Source organism: Aquimonas sp. (assembly GCF_044377145.1).
GTDB lineage: Bacteria > Pseudomonadota > Gammaproteobacteria > Xanthomonadales > Xanthomonadaceae > Aquimonas.
Genome location: NZ_JBILJQ010000062.1, coordinates 16,006 through 33,296, shown reverse-complemented (window position 1 = coordinate 33,296; position 17,291 = coordinate 16,006). Strand labels below are relative to the sequence as shown.

Genomic DNA, 17,291 nt, shown 5'->3' with positions numbered 1-17,291 from the left:
GGGCGCAGCCCCCGCGTTGGCGAGCCATCGCGCGGATTTCAGCGCGCGAGCAGCTGCCGCAAGGCCTCGGCGATGCGAGCGGTCTCACGCAGGGGTTCGACCCGCCAGGTACTGTAGTCAAGCTTCAAGGGTCGCACCCGGCCCCGCTCCAGCAGCGCCCGGTACAGGCCGGCCAATTTGCCGCGCAGCGGCCGGGTCAGCGGACACAGCACGGGCACCGCGGTGGCACAGGCTTCGGCCAGCATGTTGGCGGAATCCGGCGTGACGATGATGCGGTCGGCCCAGGCCAGAAACCCGGCGTAAGGATTGGCCCCGTCGGCATCGCCGTGCCACTGCCGCCCGGGCAGGTCGGCCAGATCCTGACGCGCAGCCGTGCGCAGCCAATCCGGAGTGCGTCGTGAGCTGCTCAGCAACAGGCTGCCGCCATCGCGCGCCTGCCAGTGCCGCAGGATCGCGCAGAGGTGATTCCAGAGCCCGCGGTCCAGATCGAAGGCGGCATGCGAACCGCCCAGAAGCACCAAGGTGCGCGGACCCGGCAGCCGCGACAGCTCGGCATGCGCGATCCGCGCGCGCGCCAGCGCGGCGCCGTCAATGCCATGCAGGCCGCCGCTGAAATTGAGTACGTTGGGTCCGCGCAGGGCATCGTGGTCGGGCGCCAGTACCGCGTCGAAATGGGTCGGGTCGATCCGCGGGTCGAGAATCTGCACCGCGCGGCAGTTCGGAATCCGCGTCCGCAGCCAACGCGTGGCAAGTGCCGCCTGACGGCCACATCCGATCGCCAGCCGCGGCGGCTCGGTCAACGCCGCCGCGAACACAGGCCCGAATGCGCTGGCAGTAGCGGGCAGCACTCGCGGCGCCAGCCAGCGCCAGGGCACCGCGGTCGACAGTACGAATTCGCGCGGGGCGATTCCCAGAGCCTGCGCCAAGGCCTCAGCCGGGCGGCGGTTGCCGGCAGCGCCGTCACTCAGAACCCAGGCGGGAGCAAGCTCAAGGTCCACGACACTCCCGGCACGGATCTGCAACACAGCGTTGCATCGGAGCCGGATTATTCCACGCATGCGCGCAACTACACTGCGCCCCGGGTCGGAGGGTGCGCGGTTCACGCTCACGTCGTGATGACCCGCGCCTACCTAGCCTTTACAGTTGTGAAGATCAGCGTTCCGCGCCGCGAGACAGCCTCAGCTGCTGCACGCCCACCGCCCCACCGATGGAGACCCCGATGACTTCGATCGACAGCAACGCGCTTGAACAGCTTTTCCTGAAGGCTCGAACCCACAATGCCTGGCAGGCCAAGCCGGTCCCGTCCGATCTTCTGCGGCAACTCTACGACCTGGTGAAGATGGCGCCGACCAGTGCCAACTGCTCGCCGGCGCGCTTCGTTTTCATCAGCACGCCCGAAGCCAAGGCCCGCCTGAAGCCGGCGCTGTCGGCCGGCAACCTTCAGAAGACGCTGACGGCACCGGTCACCGTGATCGTGGCCAACGATCCCAAGTTCTACGACAAGTTGCCCTACTTGTTTCCCCACGCTGATGCGCGCAGCTGGTTCACCGGCGACGCCAAGGTCGCCGAGACCACGGCCTTCCGCAATGGCACCCTGCAGGTGGCCTATCTCATTCTCGCCGCGCGCGCCTTGGGTCTCGATGCTGGCCCGATGTCCGGCTTCGACAATGCCCTGGTCGACCAGACCTTCTTCAAGGACAGCGGCTACAGCAGCAACGTGCTGGTGAACCTCGGCTACGGCGACTCCGCCGCGCTGTTTCCGCGTAGCCCTCGCCTGCCGTTCGACGAAGCCTGCGAAATTCTCTGATCCAGGACTCCAGATCGCGCAACACCACCCCCGCGCCACCCACCGCAGCAACGCACTGGCGCGGACCGCGCCTCAATCCCACAGGAGTCACCCCATGCTGAAGCCCATCGCCGCCGCCCTGCTTGCCGCCAGTTTCGCCGCCCCCGCCTTCGCCGCTCCGCAGCCGGTCGAGATCGACCTGTCGCATACCCGCGTGTGGTTCTACGTCAACCACCTCGGCTTCTCCGATATGTACGGCGACTTCACCAAGTTCGACATCGACCTCAAGGTCGACCCCGAGAACCTGGCCAACTCGACCGTCACTGCCAGCATCGACACCAGCACGGTCGACATGCGCCACGACGGCTTGAACAAGCACCTCGCCAATGCCGACTTCTTCAACGTCACCGAGTTTCCGGCGATCCGCTTCGAAACCACCGGCGTGACCGCTGCCGGCGACAACAAGCTGGCCGTGGCCGGCAACCTGACCCTGCTCGGCGTGACCAAGCCGGTGACGCTGGATGTGACCGTCAACAAGATCGGCGAGCATCCGATGCGCAAGACCCCGTGGGTCGGCTTCAACGCCACCACCACCATCAAGCGCTCGGAGTTCGGCATGGGCTACGCCGCGCCGGCGGTCGGCGATGACATCAAGATCTCGATCGGCCTTGAGGGTGCGCTCAAAGCCGCTGAATAAGCGCGGCGGCCCTGCCGCATCGGTGACACCCGCAAACGGGGCGCTTCGGCGCTCCGTTTGCGTTCGCCCAGGCCTCAAGCGGGTCGCGGCCAGTGCTGCCGGGATGCAGGCTCAGAGCCGCTTGGCGTACAGAAAGGCCTCGCGCCGGATACGGAATTCGGCCGCGCCGCCGCCCATCTGGGCGCGCACCTGCAGCTGGTCACCATTGATCGCGAGCAGCTCGACCACCCGCGGCCCGCTGTGGCGGGTCCACACCCGCACGCGCTCTCCGACCATTCCGGTCAGCGCCTCCCACTGCAGGCGATCCGGCTGCTCGATGACGTCCGGCGCCCAGTCGTCGTTGCTATCGACCGCTGCGGCGACAGCCGGGCGGGCACTCGGCGACGCCAGCGCGGAAGTCGGCGGCGACACCGCGATGCTGGCTGGCGGTGCGACGGCAGCGACCGTGGTGGTTGGAGCCTCAGGGAGCGAAGCGTCCGCGGTCGCCGTTGTTGCTGAGGCGCGCCGCCCTTGCGCCGCGCGCTCCCGCTCGATCAGGGTCCAGGTAGCGACGCGGCTGTCGTAATCGGCCAAGGGACGCTCCGTGCGCAGGCCCGGCTCCAGCGGATAGCTGCGTCCGCTGCGCTCGAAGTGCGCCTGCAGCCGCGGCAAGACCTCGGAGCTGAGGCGCTGCTCATAGAACTCATTCGAATACAGCGGCGGGCTGTAGGCGAGATCGATCACAAAGCTGCCGCCGTTGCGGGCGAAGTCGCCATAGCCGGCCATCGCCTGCGCGCTGACCCCGAAACCTTCGTGGGCAAACACCCGCTCGATCGACTCGATATGGCGGCGCACAAAGCTGGCCTCATCAATGCCGGCAAGCTCCGCGCAGTGACGGTTGCGGGCGGCGACAAAGCCGAGATCCTCGACCTCGAAACGCTCGCTCAGTACCTGGGTCTGCATGTGGTCCAGCACCAGCGCGTTGGAGCCGCCCAGCATCTGCTCCTTGCGGGTGACCCGCGTACGCGACACGCCGGGCACTTCCAGCCGGATCTCGACGTCCAGATCCTCGCCGTTGATGTCGTAGTCGAAGCGGACCTCGCTCGGCCCCGCAACAAGGCCCAGGTCGGCCAGCTCGAATCGCCGCCAGCTCAGGGTGTTGGAGCAACCTTCGGCGTCGAAGGGCGATGCGTTGTCGACGCTGACCGGACCGAGGTCGCCCAGGGTCGGGTCGGTGTGCTCCTCGTGCTGCTCGACGTTGAGCAGGGCCAGGCGGATGCGGTCGATGCGGATCCGATGGGTGCGCTTGCGCAGGATCAGGTTCGGAATCACCCAGTGCCAGCCGGGCGTCTCCGCCACCACGTAGTCGGCGCGAACCAGCACCTCGCCGGTTTCGTCATCGAGGATGCGGAAGTCCTTGGCGTACAGGTCGCCGTCCCACTCGAACCAGGCGCCACGAAAGGTGGCCTCCATGTCGCCGTAGGCGACCAGAATGCTGCGCGAGATGAAGTACTCGGCGCGGTCCAAGCTCCACCACACCAGGGCGGCGATCCCAAGCACAACGCCAAAAATTCGCTTGAAATCGACCGGCTTGGCCGCGGCGGCTCTTGTTCTGGACATGTACGGGCTGGGCCGGTGGCGGTTGTCGTAGCCGAGCATAGCCGGCCGCGGCCGACCTGCGTAGCGGGCCGCCGTCACGACCTGCAACACCGCCGCAGGCGCGCCGAGGCGCTAGAATCCGGGTCCTCCGCCTTCTCCGCAGCCGTCCGCCATGTCCGCTCCCGCCAGCCGCAACGACCGTCCCGCCAATGCGCAGAACCGCTACGAAGTCAGCCGGGCCGATCTGCCGCTGGCCTGTCCGATGCCCGGCATGGCGCTGTGGAACTCGCATCCGAAGGTCTACCTTCCGATCGAGGCCACCGGCACCGCGGACTGCCCCTACTGCGGCGCCACCTACGTGCTGAAGGGCTGAAAGCGCCCACCGGTGCCGCGTCCTCTGACGGTTGTCCAACTGCTGCCCGCGCTCGAATCGGGCGGCGTCGAGCGTTCGACGCTTGAGATCGGTCGTGCGCTGGTCGCTGCCGGCCACCGCTCGTGGGTGGTCAGTGCCGGCGGCCGTCTGGTCGAACGGCTCGAAGCTGAAGGCAGCAGCCATATCGAGTTCAAAGTCGGCGCGAAGTCGCTGCTGACCCTGCTCAAGCTGCCCGCGCTGCGCTGGCTGCTGCGCGAACTCAAGCCCGACATCGTGCATGCGCGCTCGCGGCTGCCGGCGTGGATGGCGCGGGCTGCACTGGTCGGTTTGAAGCCACCGCCGCACTTCGTCACCACCGCGCATGGCTTGAACTCACCCGGCCGCTACAGCGCGGTGATGACGCGCGGCGAGCAGGTGATCTGCGTGTCCGAAAGCGTGCGCACCTACCTGCTGCAGCACTATCCGCGCACCGACCCCGACAAGCTGGTGGTGATCCCGCGCGGGATCGAGCCGGCCGACTTCCCCGCCGATCTGTGCATCGATCCGACCTGGCGGCGCGAGTTCTTCGAGCGCTATCCGCAGCTGCAGGGCGCGCCCATCCTGACCCTGCCCGGTCGCGGCACCCGTTTGAAGGGCCATGCCGAAGCCATCGAGCTGCTGGCCGGCCTGGCAGGTCGCGGTGTCGATGCCCGGCTGTTGCTGCTGGGGGCCGCCGAAGCGGGGCGCGAAAGTTATCTCGCTGAACTTCAGGCGCTGGCGCGCGGCCGCGGCGTCGACCAGCAGCTGGTGATCACGCCGCCGCGCAGCGACGTCGCTCAGGTCTACGCGCTCAGCGCCTGCATCCTGCAGCTGTCGAACAAACCCGAGGCGTTCGGGCGCACCGTCATCGAGGCCCTGCACATGGGCGTGCCGGTGCTGGGTTTCGACCACGGCGGCGTCGGCGAGCTGCTGCACGAGCTCTACCCGGTCGGCGCGGTGCCGCTGGCGGATGGCCCCGCCCTGCTCGATGCCGCCCAGGCCCTGCTCGAAGCGGCGCCGCCGGTGGCGGCGTTCGCGGGCTACCGGCTCGCCGACATGCAGCGCGCCACGCTGGCGCTGTACACCGGTCTGGTCGAGCCGCACTGATGAGTTTCGGCGGCCTGCGCGACTCGCTGCGTGCGCAGCCCGCGGCTTGGCTGCTGGTCTCCGTGTTCGCCCTGCTGCCGTTTGGGCGCAGCGCCGAACTGCCGCTGCTGGTGATGGCAGTGCTGGGGCTGCCCATGCTGCGCGACCTGCTGGAGCGCGATGCCAGCGCGCCACGCATCGCCGGCCTGGTATTCGCGGCCTACTGGCTGCCGGAGTTGGTGTCGGCGCTGGATTCGGTGGCGCCGTCCAAGAGCTGGACCGAAGTCGCTGCCGACCTGCGCTTTCTGCCGTTCTTGCTGTATGCCCAGCGTGGCCTGGCCGTGCCCGGCGCAAGTGCACGCGTGCTGCAGCTGTGCGGGCTGGTGCTGGCGCTGTGGTGCGTGGACGCCCTGGTGCAGGCGGGCTTCGGGTTCTCACTCGGCGGCGCCAATCGCAGCGACCGCCTCAGCGGAATTTTCGGTGATGACAACCTCAAGCTCGGCGGCGTGATGGCGGCGCTGTCCCCGCTGCTGCTGCTGCCGGCTCAGGCGCGATTCGGCTGGCGCGGCTTCGCGGTGGCGGCGACGGCTCTGCTGCTGGTGATCCTGCTGGCCGGCGCGCGCGCGGCCTGGGCCAGCTACGCGCTGGTGCTGGGACTACTGCTGTGGCGCGCCGTTCCGTCCCTGAAGTATCGACTGGCCGGCGTAGGCGCCGCGGTGCTGCTGGCGCTGGCCGCTGGCTTGGCGCTGCAAGCCGGTTCCGAGCGCTTCGCCGAACGCGTCGAGCGCAGCGCGGCGGCGTTCAGCGGTGACCCGGCCGAACTCGACCGCGCACTGTCGTTCCGGCTGCCGATCTGGCGCGCAGCGCTGTCGATGATCGCCCAGCACCCGCTCAACGGTGTCGGCGTGCGCGGCTTCCGCTACGCCTACCCCGAACACGCCGAGGCCGACGACCGCTTTCTGCAGGAGGCCGGCGAAGACGGCTTCGGCGCCTACCACGCGCACCAGATCGTGCTGGAGATCCTTAGCGAGACCGGTGGCTTCGGCCTGCTGTGCTGGCTGCTCGGTCTGGGGTTCGCGCTGCACTATGCGCGACAGCAGTCCTTGCAGGCGCGGTGCGCCGCCTGGCCGGCCACCCTGGTGCTGATCGCCCTGCTTTTTCCGCTCAATACCCACTACGCGGTGTACTCGAGCTTCCAGTCGCTGCTGCTGTTCGCGGCGTTGGCGCTGTGGCTGGGTGCGCTGGGCAGCCGCCCGCGGGCATCCGTTGAGGCGGCAAAGCCGGCGCCGCCCCCGCCAGCAGGCTGATCCCCGGTCGGATCGATGGATGCATGGATGGCGCGCCAGCCCGTGGGCTGGCAGTGTGTGCGGGTCTCGTCTCAGCCAGAACAATCCAGCATGCAAACCCTTACGCTCCGTTTCGGCGCAGACAACGCCCTGCTCGGGCTGTACGGCGGCCAGCTGCTCAGCTGGCAGAGTCGCAGCCGTGAGCGCCTGTTCCTGAGCCCGCGCGCGGTGCTGGACGGCAGCAGCGCCATTCGCGGCGGCGTGCCGGTGATCTTCCCGCAGTTCAGCGCGCGCGGCCCGTTTGGCCGCCACGGCTTTGCGCGCTGCAGCCGATGGTCGCTGTCGGCGCAGGCGCAGGACCGGATCGAACTCGAACTGGTCGACAACCTCGACACGCTGCGGCTGTGGCCCTACCGCTTCCGTGTGCTGCTGCTGGTGCAACTCCAGCAGGATGCGCTGCAGATGCGCCTGAGCGTGGAGAACCGTGATTCGCGGAGTTTCGAGTTCAGTGCGGCCCTGCATGCCTATTTCGCGACCGCGTTGGCATCGACCTGCATCCGTGGCCTGGCACAGGCCGCCTTCGAAGAATCCGGGTCGCGTCACTTCGCGGGCGCAGACGTGCTCTTGAGGCCGCAGGCGCCACTCGACCGGATCTACACGGGCGGCGACGATCAACTGCAGCTGCACGACGGCCAGCACGGACTGCGGCTGGAGCGCAGCGGCTTTGACGATTGGGTGGTCTGGAACCCCGGGCCCGAGGCTGCGGCAGCCCTGCCCGACCTCGGCGCCGAGGCTGCGGCGAACTTCATCTGCATCGAGCCCGGCTGCATCCTGCAGCCGCCGAGGCTGGCTCCGGGCGCGAGCTGGAGCGGCAGCCTGCTGATGACGGTGGACGACTGAGGGCCGCTGAAGACCTCGCGTCTGGTCTGACCGACCGACCCGTGGTTCGCTCGCAGTGGTTCGCTCGCGCAGGCATTCGCGCGATGGCGGGCGGCAGGCCCTTGGGCTGCGCCACTGCGGATTTTCGCAGTCGGTATGCTTAGCGGCCTTAAGCGGTCCCCTGCAGCGGGCTGCGTCTGCCGAATCGAGGTCACACCATGGGTCCGAGCCGCCTGCTCGTTGTTGACGACGAGCCCGACATCCGCCAGCTGCTGTCCGAGGTGCTGGGCGATGAAGGCTACAGCGTCGACACCGCCGAGCACGCAGACGCCGCACGCGCTGCACGCGTCGGCCGCACTCACGACGCCGTGCTGCTGGACATCTGGATGCCAGGCACCGATGGCATCGCGCTGCTGCGCGAATGGAAGTCAGCGGGCGACGACACCCCGATCGTGATGATGTCCGGCCACGGCACGATCGAAACGGCGGTCGAAGCCACTCGCCTCGGCGCCTATGACTTCATCGAGAAGCCGATCAGCCTGGCCAAACTGCTGATCACCCTGGAGCGCGCGCTGGAAGCGCAGCGTCTGCGCGCCGACAACCAGGCGCTGCGCAAGCAGCTGGCGCCGCCAGTGGCACCGCTCGGCGGCTCGGCCGCGATGCAGCATCTGCGTGGCCAGCTTGAGCGTCTGGCCGCGGTCGAGGCGCCGGTACTGCTGCTTGGCGAGCCCGGCACCGGCAAGGAGAGCCTGGCGCGCTGGATGCACGAGCTCAGCGCCCGCCGCGACCAGCCTTTTGTCACCGTCGCCGCCGGCGCGATTGCCGATGAAGCGGCCGCCACCACGCTGTTCGGAGAGGAACACGAGGGCGGCAACATCAGCGGCCTGTTGGAGCGCGCCGAAGGCGGCACCCTGTACCTGGACGAGATCGCCGAGCTTGGCCCGGAGCTGCAGCTGCGGCTGTCGAGCGTGCTGGAGCGCCGCGAAATCCTGCGCGTCGGCGGCCGTCAGCCGGTGCCGCTGCGGGCCCGGGTGATCGCCGCCAGCGCGCTCGATCTCGACGCCGAACGCAGCGCCGGTCGCCTGCGCGAAGCCCTGTACTACCAGCTCAACGTGCTGCCGGTCAGCGTGCCCGCCTTGCGCGAACGCGGTGACGATGTGGTCGTGCAGGCACAGGCTCTAGCCGACCATTTCGCCGGCCGCGATCGGCTGCCGCCGCGCCACTTCAGTACGGCTGCGGGCACGCGTCTGAGCGGCCACAGCTGGCCCGGCAATCTGCGCGAGCTGCGCGCACTCGTGCAACGGCTGCTGGTGCTGGGCGGCGCGGAGGAGATCAGCGCGGCGGAGGTCGATGCCGCGCTGGGCGCCCGTCCCTTGCCTGCGCATGCCGCAGCAGAAGGCGGCTTCGCGGCCGATTTCGAATTGCCGCTGCGCGAGGCGCGCGACCTGTTCGAGCGCGCCTACCTGATGCACTGGCTCGATCGCAGCGAGGGCAGCGTCGGCAAACTGGCCAAGGTGGCGGGCATGGAGCGCACCCATCTGTACCGCAAGCTGCGCGACCTCGGCATCGAGCTGCGAAATGCCAAGGACAGCTGAGCAACCACCCAGCGCGGGCGAAGCGCCCGTGCGGGTACTGCACTTCGTCACCGGCGGCTTTTCCGGCGGCGCCACCCAGGTCGCGGCGGCCCTGTGCGAGACGCCGAACGCCGGTGGTCGCATCCAGCCGCTACTGGTGCTGCGGCGCAAGCGCCATACCGATCCCGAGCGCATCGCGGCGCTGCGCGCGCGCGGCATAAAGGTCGAAGTCGTGCCGGGCTGGTCGCATGTGGCCTCGGTCCTGGCCCTGCTGCGGCTGTGTCGACGCTTCCGCCCCGACGTGCTGGTCGCGCACGGCTTCAGCGAGCACCTGTGGGGCCGTTACGCCGGCCTGCTGGCCAAGGTGCCGTTCCTGGTGCAGGTCGAACACAACACGCGCGAGCGCTACACGCGTTTTCGCTTGGCGCAGTCGCGCTGGCTGGCCGCGCGCACCGCGCGCATCGTCGGTTGCTCCGAGGGCGTGCGTCAGGTGCTGCTGGCGCAAGGCCTGCCGGCCGAGCGCTGCATCGCGATCAGCAACGGCATCCGCACCGAGCCCTTTGCCGATGCGGAGTCACAGCCGTTCGCGCAGCGTCAGGCCGGCATCGTGATGGTCGCGCGCTATTCGCGGCAGAAGGACCACTCCAGCCTGCTGCAGGCGCTGGCCCTGCTGCGCGAGCGCGGGATGAGGCCCACGCTGTTTCTGGCCGGCGGCGGCAAGTCGCTGCACCGGCGTCCGGTCGAGCAGCTCGCGCAGAAACTGGGTCTGGCTGAGCAGGTGCAGTTTCTCGGCGTCATCCAGACCGTGCCGCAGCTGCTGATGAGCGAGCAGATCTGCGTGCTCAGCACCTGCTACGAAGGCATGCCCCTGGCCCTGATCGAAGGCATGGCCGCTGGCTGTGCGGTGGTCGGCTCACGGGTGCCCGGGGTGCAGGAGTTGATCCGCCACGGAGAGGACGGCCTGCTGGTCGAGGCCGGCTCAGCGCAGTCGCTGGCTGACGCACTGCAGCAACTGCTGCAAGACCCGCTGCAGGCGGCCGCACTGGCCCGCGCCGGTCGCGCGCGTGCGCTGGCCGACTACAGCCGCGAGCGCATGCAGGCTGGCTATGCGGAGCTGTTTTTGCAGCTGCTCGGCCGAGCGCTCTGAAGCCAGCGCGCGGGCACTGCGCAAAGGCGCAGTGGTGGGCGCAGAATGTGCGCCTGCAAAACCACCCCGGCGGCGCCCAGAGCAGCACCGGACCGGTCAGACGAAAGCGCGGAGCAGGGCAGCATGACCTCGGCAGAAACCTTCTCGGCGCCACGATTCGCCGGCCCGCATTCCCCCAGTGCGGCGTCTGCACGATGAGTCTGCGCAGGCTTGCGATTCAACGCGTGCTGGGGATGGTGGTCGCCTCGTCCTCGCTGTCGAAGCTGCCGCCGGCCGGACTGGCGCTGGCCTTGGGCGAAGACACCGCGCGGGTGTTCCTGTCGAGCTTTGCGCTGTCGATGCTGGCCGGGCTGGCGCTGTGGCTGCCGGCACGGCGGGTCGACTACCAGCTGCGGCTGCGCGACGGATTTCTGGTGGTGACGCTTGCCTGGGTCTCGGCCAGCCTGGTCTCGGCCCTGCCCTTCATCTATCTGCCGCCGCATCTGGATTTCGCCCAAGCGGTGTTCGAAGCGTCCTCCGGCCTGACCACCACCGGCGCCACCGTCATCAGCGGGTTGGATACGCTGCCGAAGTCGGTGCTGTTCTACCGGCAGGTGCTGCACTTCATCGGCGGCATGGGCATCGTGATCCTGTCGGTGGCGATCATGCCGATGCTGAAGATCGGCGGCACCCAGCTGTTCCGCGCCGAAAGCACCGGCCTGAACCGCGACTCGAAACTGACCCCGCGCGTCGGCGAGACCGCCAAGGCGCTGTGGACCGTGTACGCCGGCCTCACCGCCCTGTGCATCGCCGCCTACTGGGTTGCCGGGATGAGCTTGTTCGACGCGGTCTGCCACGGCATGTCGACCCTGTCGACCGGCGGCTTCGGCAATTACGACGCCAGCTTCGGCCACTTCGACAGCGCCCTGCTCGAGTGCATCGCGATCGTTTTCATGCTGGTCGGCGGCATGAACTTCGGCCTGCATTTCATCGCCTGGCGCCGGGCCAGCGTGACCGGCTACTACAGCGATTCGGAGCTGAAGGCCTTCCTCGGCATCGTCCTCGTCTGCAGCCTGCTGGTCGGCGCGCTGCTGTGGTTCAGCGGCACCTATGCCGGCGCCGGCACTGCGTTTCGACACGCGTTGTTCCAGATCACCTCGATGATCACCACCACCGGCCTGCTCACCGCCGATTTCACCCAGTGGCCGGGGGTGGCACCGCTGCTGGTGCTCGGGGTGGCGGTGATCGGCGGCTGCTCGGGCTCGACCTCCGGCGGCATCAAGGTCTCGCGCGCGGTGCTCCTGCTGCGTCAGGGTTATCGCGAGGTCAAGCAGCTGGTGCATCCGAGCGGCAAGTTCCTGGTCAAACTCGGCGGCAAGCCGCTGTCGGAAAGTGCGGTGATTTCCGTGTCCGGATTCTTCATCCTGTGGGCGCTGTGTTTCATCGTGTTCACGCTGGCGATGAATGCCGCCGGCCTCGACATCCTGTCCGCGTTCGGCGCCGCCGTTGCCACCCTGACCAATGCGGGGCCCGGGCTCGGCACCGTGTCCAGCACCTTTGCCAACGCCGGCGACACTGCCGTGTGGCTAGGCTCGCTGGCGATGATCATGGGCCGGCTGGAAGTGTTCTCGGTGCTGGTGCTGCTGACGCCCAGCTTCTGGCGTGAATGAGGCCACCCGCTGCCCGCATCGGGCGGGCGTGCGATCATCCAATCCGTGCAGCGGACACCGCAAGCTTGACCGGCCGTGTGGGCCGATCCGCAATCTTCCAGGGGTGCAAGCAAGCGTATGAAGATCCTCATCCTCGGCGCCGGCCAGGTCGGCTCCTCGGTGGCAGCGGCCTTGTCGTCGGAGAACAACGACATCACCGTGGTCGACACCGATGTGGCGCGCCTGCGCGAACTCGCGGAACGCCTCGACATCCGCACCATCGAGGGCCATGCCAGCCTGCCGCGCGTGCTCTCGCATGCCGGCGCCGAAGATGCCGACCTGGTGGTCGCGGTCACCTCCAGCGACGAGGTCAACCTGATCGCCTGCCGGGTCTGCGACCTGCTGTTCCGCACGCCAACCAAGATCGCCCGGCTGCGCGAAAGCGAGTACCTGACCGCCAGCGAGTTCATCCGCCGCGATCGCTCATCGGTCGATGTGGCGATCAGCCCCGAGGCCCTGGTCTATCATCATGTTCAGCGCCTGATTGAATTTCCCGGCGCACTGCAGGTGCTTGACTTCGCCGATGGCCGTGCCCAGCTGGTGGCGGTCCGCGCGGTGCAGCAGGGCAAGCTGGTCGGGCATGAGATCCGCGAACTGCGTGACCACCTGCCGCCCGGCGTCGACGCCCGCGTCGCCGCGATCTTCCGCGGCGGCCGACCGATCTCACCCAAGGCCACCACGGTCATCGAAGTCGACGACGAAGTGTTCTTCCTCGCCGACCGCAAGAACATCACCACGGTGATGAGCGAGCTGCGGCGCGTGGATCGGCCAGCCAAGCGCGTGTTCATCGCCGGCGGCGGCAACATCGGCCGCAACCTGGCCAAGGCGCTGGAGGGCAGGTTCAGCGTCAAGGTGCTGGAGCGCTCGAAAGACCGCGCGAAGAAGATCGCCGAGGATCTGGTCAACTCGATCGTGCTGGTCGGCGACTGCGCCGACGAGGACCTGCTGCGCGAGGAAAACATCGACCAGACCGACGTCTATTGCGCGCTGACCAATGACGACGAGGCCAATATCCTCTCCGCCATGCTGGCCAAGCGTATGGGCTGCCAGCGGGTGATGTCGCTGATCAACCGCCCGGCGTATGCCGACCTGGTCGAAGGCAGCAGTATCGACATCGCGATCAGCCCGCAGCAGATCACGCTCGGCGCGCTGCTCGCGCATGTGCGCGAAGGCGCGCCGGCGCGCGTGCACAGCCTGCGCCGCGGCGCCGCCGAGGCGATTGAAATCGTTGCCCGTGGCGATGCCCGCAGCTCGCGCATCATCGGTCGGGCGATCGAAGAGCTGAAGCTGCCGGAGTCCGCCACCATCGGCGGCATCGTTCGCGGTGACAAGTTGCTGATCGCCCACCACGATCTGATCATCGAGCCCGAAGATCACCTGATCGTGTTCCTGATGGACAAGCGCCGATTGCCCGAAGTCACCGCACTTTTCCACGCCGGAGCCACCTGGCTGTGACCCGTCGGGTGCTGGCGATCCAGCGTGTGCTGGGGATTATCGTGGCGGTCTCTTCGCTGTCGAAATTGCCGCCCGCGATCCTGGCACTGGCGCTGCGCGAGCAAGGCACCCCGCAGGTCTTCGCATCGAGTTTTCTGCTGTCCGGCATCATCGGCCTCGCGCTGTGGATGCCAGTGCGCAAGATCGACTACCAACTGCGCCTGCGCGATGGTTTCCTGATCGTCACCCTGACCTGGCTGCTCGCCAGCTTCGTGTCCGCACTGCCCTTCATGTATGCGCCGCCGTACCTGAGTTTCACCGCTGCGATGTTCGAGGCCACCTCAGGCCTGACCACCACCGGCGCCACGATCATCGTGGGCCTGGATGACCTGCCGAAGTCGGTGCTGTTCTATCGCCAGCTGCTGCAGTTCGTCGGCGGCATGGGCATCGTGATCCTGTCGGTCGCGATCCTGCCGATGTTGAAGATCGGCGGCACCCAGCTGTTCCGCGCCGAAAGCGCCGGCCTGACCCGCGACACCAAGCTGACGCCACGCATCGCCGAAACCGCGAAGGCGCTGTGGGCGGTCTACATCGGCCTGACCGTGCTGTGTGCAGCCGCGTTCTGGGTCGGCGGCATGAGCCTGTTCGACGCGGTCTGCCATGCCATGGCCACCATCTCGACCGCAGGTTTCTCGACCCACGACGCCGGTTTCGGCCATTGGGACAGCGCCCTGCTCGACTGGATGGCGGTGTTCTTCATGGCCATCGGCGGCATGAACTTCGGCCTGCATTTCGTGGCGTGGCGACGCGCCACCATGAACCCCTACTACGGTGATTCCGAGCTGAAGAACTACCTGCGCATCGTGTTGGGGGCAAGCCTGATCGTAGCCGCCGCGCTCTGGTTCGGCGGGACTTTCAGCTCGGCGGGCGAGTCGCTTCGCCATGCCGCTTTCCAAGTGGTGTCGAACCTCACCACCACCGGCTTCGCCACGGTCGGTTTCAGCGAATGGGCCAGCATCGCTCCGCTGCTGCTGGTCGGACTGGCCTTCATCGGCGGCTGCGCCGGCTCGACCGCCTCGGGCATCAAGGTCGCCCGCGTGGTGATGGTGCTGCGGCAGGGTTTCCGCGAGGTCAAGCAGCTGGTCCATCCCAAGGGCAAGTTCCTGGTCAAGATGGGCGACCGACCGGTGTCGGAAAGCGTGGTGCTGTCGGTCAGCGGTTTTCTTGCGCTGTACATGTTTGTGTTCGTGACCCTGACCCTGGCCATGAACCTGACCGGCCTCGACATTCTGAGCAGCTTCGGGGCCGCCGTCGCCACGCTGACCAACCTCGGCCCCGGCTTGGGCGATGTCGCCTACAACTTCGCCAGCGTCAACACCGGCGCGGTCTGGCTGGGCACCTTCGCGATGATCATCGGACGCCTCGAAGTGTTCTCGGTGCTGGTGCTGCTGACGCCGGGGTTCTGGAAGGAGTGAAGCCTTCGGGCATTGCTGCTGAACAGAACTGGCGAGAGCATGCGCTATCTGCTCGTGGTGCCGGACGATCTGGAACGCCGGCTGCAGAAACCCTGAAACCCGCAGCAGGGCTGCAGGCGCCTCGCTACCACTCCAGCTTGCGCCGGGCGATACGCCGGCTGATCTCCGCAAACAGCGCGCGCGCCTCGGCTTCGGGCAGATGGCGCAGCTCAAGCTGATGGGTGAAGGGTCCACTGCCGGCGGTGTCGGCAAACAGGCTGGCCATGCGATGGCGGCGGTCGAACGGCGACTGGCTCAGGCGCAGACCCTGCAAGCGATGCACTTCGGCGAACGAGACGTGGCGGTCCAGCCAGCCGCTGCGCCAGGCCAGCACGCGGTCGGTCAGCACCCAGCCGCAGCGGCGGGCCAGAGTGCGCGCGCGCAGCACGGCCAGCGGCAGCAGCACGAGCGGCAGCAACACGGCCCAGGGGCCGAAACGCCAGACCGCGAATGCCGTCAGTGCCAGCACCAGCAGCACGCTGGGGAACGCGATGCGCCGCCAGGCCCGCGCATGCAGCGGCCGCCACTGCCACTGGCCCCAATCGATCGCAGGCAGCCAGTGCTGGATCAACGCGTCGACGGTGGCCGGCGGCGCGATCGGCACGACATCGGTCAGCGCCTGCTGATCGTTCACGGCCTGCAATACCGCGGTCTCGACCCGCACGCTCTGACGCGTGAAGAACCGATGCAGCAGGCTGTCGTGCACCGTCCAGCGCTGGATCTTGGCCAGCGGGGCGCGGGTGCGCATGCGGGTCAACAGACCGGACTCCACCATCAGGCTGCCGCTGGTTTCGACCAGCCTGAAGCCGTAGAACTGCAGCACCACCAGCAGCACTGCCAGCGCACGCGCGAGCAGCACGAACAGCAGCAGCCCCAGCGCGCCGAGCAGCAGCCACTGCCCCCAGCCGAGGCCCAGCCCATCGGCGTACTTCACGCCAGCCTCGGCGCTGTTGGCGATCGACTTGCCGAAACGGTCGCCGCCGAACTGCGAGAACGCGCCGAACGCGACCGCGCCGAACACCAGGCCACGGTTGGAAGTCAGCCCCAGCTTGACGATCTCGGCCAGTGACAGCGACAACAGCGGTGTGGCCTCGCTGGCCGTGGCCTGCGTTGGCTGGGGTGCGCTGGTATCGCCGGCATCAAGCGTCGATTGGAGAGCTGCGCCCGCTCCACCGCAGGCCTGCACCACGGCTTCCAGGGCGGCCGCATCGCGCAGCGAGAGCACCTGCATCTGCGCCTCGGGCGTGCCCGCACCGACCGCCGACTCCAACCGCACTTCTGCGACGCCAAACAGGCGGTGCAGCAGGCCTTGCTTCAGCGCCACGTTCTGGATCCGTTGCAGCGGGATCTGGCGCAGATTGCGATGCAGCAGACCGGAACGCACCACCAGCACGCCGGCATCGATCCGGAAGCGATAGGTGAAGTAGCGCAGCACCGCCCCCAGTGTCAGCGCCGCTGCGGCGGCGAGGCCCATCAGTTCGAACCACAGGTCTTCGCGGTCACCGCGCTGGCCGAACACCACGAAGGCGATCAGGGGCAGAGCGAACTGGCGCAATTGAGCGAGCAGCACGAACAGCCACGACAGCGGATGCAGGCGACGCTCGGTTTCGGCGTGCAGTGAATCCAGCGCGAGCTGGCCGGCGCTGCCCAGCACCGGCGCTGCGGCCTCGCTGGTTTCGAGGGGCATGTCCACGCCCGGATCAGACGGCGTCATCGTCCTCTCCCAGCAGCGCATTGCGCAGCCGCCGCGCCTGATCCTCGCCCAGCCCAGGCAAGGCGACCGCGGCCAGCCGCGTGCCCGCGGTGTGGACCTTCAGCTCGGCCAGCCCCAGCCAGCGATCGATCGGGCCACGATTGATGTCGGTGTGCTGCACGCGCGAGCGCGGCACCCGCGTCTCGCTGCACCAGAACACGCCACGCTGGATCAGCAGTCCGTCGGCATCCAGTGCGAAACGGGTGCGGCTGAAGCGTGCGCGCGAGTACCACCAGGCCAGCAGCTGCAGCAGCAGAGCAAGCGCCGCGGTCACCATCAGCGCCTGCGACATCGGCAGCCTGGACTGGGCAATCAGAAGCACCGGCAACAGGGGCGGCAGGGCGAGCAGAGCCGCGCCCAAGCGCATGCCCCAGCGAGCGTTGAGATGCAGCGGCTGCAGTGCGTCGAAGTCGTTCGGTGGCAGTTCGGGAGGTGCCGCCACCGGCGGCGGCGCATCAAGTTCGGGCTGCATGCACTG

At 68.2% G+C, this 17,291-nt stretch carries 15 protein-coding genes; 11 read left to right on the top strand and 4 right to left on the bottom strand.

Going from position 1 to position 17,291, the window contains the following annotated elements; translation table 11 throughout:
* Window positions 1-38: 38 nt before the first annotated feature.
* A complete protein-coding gene (locus tag ACIQ7H_RS16745) occupies window positions 39-998 on the bottom strand; it encodes a mitochondrial fission ELM1 family protein (RefSeq protein WP_395793582.1) in 960 nt (319 codons plus the stop codon).
* 221 nt (window positions 999-1,219) lie between these two features.
* On the opposite strand from ACIQ7H_RS16745, the gene ACIQ7H_RS16740 reads away from it, so the two are divergent.
* Both ACIQ7H_RS16740 and ACIQ7H_RS16735 read left to right on the top strand, forming a co-directional pair.
* Entirely contained in the window at window positions 1,220-1,807 is a 588-nt protein-coding gene (locus ACIQ7H_RS16740; protein WP_395793580.1) for a malonic semialdehyde reductase, read from the top strand.
* 94 nt (window positions 1,808-1,901) lie between these two features.
* Entirely contained in the window at window positions 1,902-2,483 is a 582-nt protein-coding gene (locus ACIQ7H_RS16735) for a YceI family protein (protein ID WP_395793578.1), read from the top strand.
* Between the two features lie 111 nt (window positions 2,484-2,594).
* Here the strand turns inward: ACIQ7H_RS16735 and ACIQ7H_RS16730 are convergent, their stop codons facing one another.
* Window positions 2,595-4,082 (bottom strand): hypothetical protein, encoded by a 1,488-nt coding sequence (locus ACIQ7H_RS16730; protein ID WP_395793576.1) that lies wholly within the window; start codon window positions 4,080-4,082, stop codon window positions 2,595-2,597.
* Window positions 4,083-4,233: 151 nt separating this feature from the next.
* Between ACIQ7H_RS16730 and ACIQ7H_RS16725 the strand changes: the two genes are divergently transcribed.
* The 9 genes from ACIQ7H_RS16725 (at window position 4,234) to ACIQ7H_RS16685 (ending at window position 15,021) form a co-directional block, all read left to right on the top strand.
* Entirely contained in the window at window positions 4,234-4,434 is a 201-nt protein-coding gene (locus ACIQ7H_RS16725; protein WP_395793574.1) for a zinc-finger domain-containing protein, read from the top strand.
* Window positions 4,435-4,446: 12 nt separating this feature from the next.
* Window positions 4,447-5,559 (top strand): glycosyltransferase, encoded by a 1,113-nt coding sequence (locus tag ACIQ7H_RS16720; RefSeq protein WP_395793572.1) that lies wholly within the window; start codon window positions 4,447-4,449, stop codon window positions 5,557-5,559.
* Complete coding sequence (locus ACIQ7H_RS16715; RefSeq protein WP_395793569.1) at window positions 5,559-6,845, top strand: O-antigen ligase family protein; 1,287 nt, start codon at window positions 5,559-5,561, stop codon at window positions 6,843-6,845. Before ACIQ7H_RS16720 ends, ACIQ7H_RS16715 begins: the two co-directional genes overlap by 1 nt.
* Window positions 6,846-6,935: 90 nt before the next feature.
* Entirely contained in the window at window positions 6,936-7,724 is a 789-nt protein-coding gene (locus ACIQ7H_RS16710) for a hypothetical protein (protein WP_395793567.1), read from the top strand.
* Between the two features lie 197 nt (window positions 7,725-7,921).
* Window positions 7,922-9,298 carry a sigma-54-dependent transcriptional regulator gene (locus tag ACIQ7H_RS16705; RefSeq protein ID WP_395793565.1) on the top strand — a complete coding sequence of 459 codons (1,377 nt, stop codon included), beginning with the start codon at window positions 7,922-7,924 and terminating at the stop codon, window positions 9,296-9,298.
* Window positions 9,282-10,424: a glycosyltransferase gene (locus tag ACIQ7H_RS16700; RefSeq protein ID WP_395793563.1), complete on the top strand. Its 1,143-nt coding sequence runs from the start codon at window positions 9,282-9,284 to the stop codon at window positions 10,422-10,424. Before ACIQ7H_RS16705 ends, ACIQ7H_RS16700 begins: the two co-directional genes overlap by 17 nt.
* Window positions 10,425-10,618: 194 nt before the next feature.
* On the top strand, window positions 10,619-12,073 hold the full coding sequence (locus tag ACIQ7H_RS16695) for a TrkH family potassium uptake protein (protein ID WP_395793561.1): 1,455 nt from the start codon (window positions 10,619-10,621) through the stop codon (window positions 12,071-12,073).
* A 117-nt stretch (window positions 12,074-12,190) separates the two neighbouring features.
* Complete coding sequence (gene trkA, locus ACIQ7H_RS16690; RefSeq protein ID WP_395793559.1) at window positions 12,191-13,567, top strand: Trk system potassium transporter TrkA; 1,377 nt, start codon at window positions 12,191-12,193, stop codon at window positions 13,565-13,567.
* Window positions 13,564-15,021 carry a TrkH family potassium uptake protein gene (locus tag ACIQ7H_RS16685; RefSeq protein ID WP_395793557.1) on the top strand — a complete coding sequence of 486 codons (1,458 nt, stop codon included), beginning with the start codon at window positions 13,564-13,566 and terminating at the stop codon, window positions 15,019-15,021. The genes trkA and ACIQ7H_RS16685 overlap by 4 nt, the downstream gene beginning before the upstream one ends.
* A 124-nt stretch (window positions 15,022-15,145) precedes the next feature.
* On the opposite strand, the gene ACIQ7H_RS16680 is transcribed toward ACIQ7H_RS16685, so the two are convergent.
* Window positions 15,146-16,774 (bottom strand): PH domain-containing protein, encoded by a 1,629-nt coding sequence (locus tag ACIQ7H_RS16680; RefSeq protein ID WP_395793555.1) that lies wholly within the window; start codon window positions 16,772-16,774, stop codon window positions 15,146-15,148.
* Entirely contained in the window at window positions 16,761-17,285 is a 525-nt protein-coding gene (locus tag ACIQ7H_RS16675) for a PH domain-containing protein (protein WP_395793553.1), read from the bottom strand. Before ACIQ7H_RS16675 ends, ACIQ7H_RS16680 begins: the two co-directional genes overlap by 14 nt.
* Window positions 17,286-17,291 lie beyond the last annotated feature (6 nt).

Excerpts from the sequence above, each read along its gene's own strand:
- ACIQ7H_RS16695 (WP_395793561.1), top strand. The coding sequence starts at position 10,619 with ATGAGTCTGCGCAGGCTTGCGATTCAACGCGTGCTGGGGATGGTGGTC.
- ACIQ7H_RS16730 (WP_395793576.1), bottom strand. The coding sequence starts at position 4,082 with ATGTCCAGAACAAGAGCCGCCGCGGCCAAGCCGGTCGATTTCAAGCGA.
- ACIQ7H_RS16725 (WP_395793574.1), top strand. The coding sequence starts at position 4,234 with ATGTCCGCTCCCGCCAGCCGCAACGACCGTCCCGCCAATGCGCAGAAC.
- ACIQ7H_RS16675 (WP_395793553.1), bottom strand. The coding sequence starts at position 17,285 with ATGCAGCCCGAACTTGATGCGCCGCCGCCGGTGGCGGCACCTCCCGAA.
- ACIQ7H_RS16715 (WP_395793569.1), top strand. The coding sequence starts at position 5,559 with ATGAGTTTCGGCGGCCTGCGCGACTCGCTGCGTGCGCAGCCCGCGGCT.
- ACIQ7H_RS16735 (WP_395793578.1), top strand. The coding sequence starts at position 1,902 with ATGCTGAAGCCCATCGCCGCCGCCCTGCTTGCCGCCAGTTTCGCCGCC.
- ACIQ7H_RS16740 (WP_395793580.1), top strand. The coding sequence starts at position 1,220 with ATGACTTCGATCGACAGCAACGCGCTTGAACAGCTTTTCCTGAAGGCT.
- trkA (WP_395793559.1), top strand. The coding sequence starts at position 12,191 with ATGAAGATCCTCATCCTCGGCGCCGGCCAGGTCGGCTCCTCGGTGGCA.
- ACIQ7H_RS16700 (WP_395793563.1), top strand. The coding sequence starts at position 9,282 with ATGCCAAGGACAGCTGAGCAACCACCCAGCGCGGGCGAAGCGCCCGTG.
- ACIQ7H_RS16680 (WP_395793555.1), bottom strand. The coding sequence starts at position 16,774 with ATGACGCCGTCTGATCCGGGCGTGGACATGCCCCTCGAAACCAGCGAG.
- ACIQ7H_RS16705 (WP_395793565.1), top strand. The coding sequence starts at position 7,922 with ATGGGTCCGAGCCGCCTGCTCGTTGTTGACGACGAGCCCGACATCCGC.
- ACIQ7H_RS16710 (WP_395793567.1), top strand. The coding sequence starts at position 6,936 with ATGCAAACCCTTACGCTCCGTTTCGGCGCAGACAACGCCCTGCTCGGG.